Source organism: Streptomyces phytophilus (genome assembly GCF_013870535.1).
GTDB lineage: Bacteria > Actinomycetota > Actinomycetes > Streptomycetales > Streptomycetaceae > Streptomyces > Streptomyces phytophilus.
The window spans coordinates 1-1,193 of sequence record NZ_JACBXC010001590.1 but is presented as its reverse complement, the minus strand read 5'-3'; the positions used below and the strand labels follow the sequence as shown (position 1 = coordinate 1,193).

Genomic DNA, 1,193 nt, shown 5'->3' with positions numbered 1-1,193 from the left:
TCCGCGGCCTCGAACGTGAGGTCGCGCACGGCCGGCGGACGGCCGCCGCGGGGCCTGCTCGTGAGTCCGATGGCCTGGATCACCGCACCTCCCAAAATCGGTTGATATCCGACATATAGGGATGATTGCGCAGGAGGCGCGCCCGGAGCGGGATTCACTCGGGGCGCGGTGCGGCGTCGCGGATGTGTGCTCGTACGACTCGTATGTCCGGACGGACGCGCCCTGGCGGACCGGCCCCGGCGGCTGCCCGGGTGCGGTGGGAAGGGGACGCGAGCGCGGTGGTCAGACCTCGGGGCGCAGCATCGGGGGGTTGAGGATCGTGGCGCCGCCGGCCTGGAAGAGCTGCGCGGGACGGCCGCCCTGGCGGGTGGTGGTGCCACCGGTGGGCAGCAGGAAGCCGGGGGTGCCCGTGACCTTGCGGTGGAAGTTGCGCGGGTCGAGGGCGACGCCCCACACGGCCTCGTAGACCCGGCGCAGCTCCCCGACCGTGAACTCCTGCGGGCAGAACGCCGTGGCCAGCGACGAGTACTCGATCTTCGACCGGGCCCGCTCCACTCCGTCGGCCAGGATCCGGCGGTGGTCGAAGGCCAGCGGCGGGTGCTCCTCGTCGTCGTCCGCGGGCCCGACCAGGGTCTCGACCGGCGCCCAGCGGGCGCCGCCGACGTCTCCGCCGGGGCGCGGCGCGGGCAGGTCCGGGGCCAGCACCAGGTGGGCGACGCTCACCACGCGCATCCGCGGGTCGCGCTTGGGATCGCCGTAGGTGGCGAGCTGTTCGAGGTGCGCGGCGTGCGCGGGAGTGTCCTCCTCCACCGGACCGTGCGCGTGCAGGCCGGTCTCCTCCGCGAGTTCGCGGGCCGCCGCCTCGCTCAGGTCCTCCTCCTCGCGTACGAAGCCGCCGGGCAGCGCCCACCGGCCCTGGAAAGGGGCCTCGCCGCGGCGGACGATCAGGGCGCTCAGAGCGTGCCGGCGCACGGTGAGCACGACCAGGTCGACGGTCACGGCGAACGGCGGGTAGGCGGACGGCTCGTAGGGGGGCATGGCGGGGATCTTAGTCGTCTGCCTGACGATAATCAGGACTTCACGGGAGACGGGCCGGACGGACGGGGGCGGCTGTTCAGGAACCGAGTTGGAGCCCGGGGGCGGCCTCTTCCACGACGGCGAGGCCGAGGCGGCTGACGCGTACCGCGAAGGGC

Annotated in this window: 1 protein-coding gene; it reads right to left on the bottom strand. The window is 73.8% G+C overall.

The genetic code is table 11. The annotated features are described in order from the left end of the window. Positions 1-282: 282 nt before the first annotated feature. The gene (locus tag H5J30_RS34460; RefSeq protein ID WP_018838123.1) at positions 283-1,038 is read right to left on the bottom strand and encodes an NUDIX hydrolase; all 756 of its coding nucleotides are present in this window, start codon (positions 1,036-1,038) and stop codon (positions 283-285) included. Positions 1,039-1,193 lie beyond the last annotated feature (155 nt).

Coding starts and splice junctions, on each gene's coding strand:
- H5J30_RS34460 (WP_018838123.1), bottom strand. CDS start 1,038: ATGCCCCCCTACGAGCCGTCCGCCTACCCGCCGTTCGCCGTGACCGTC.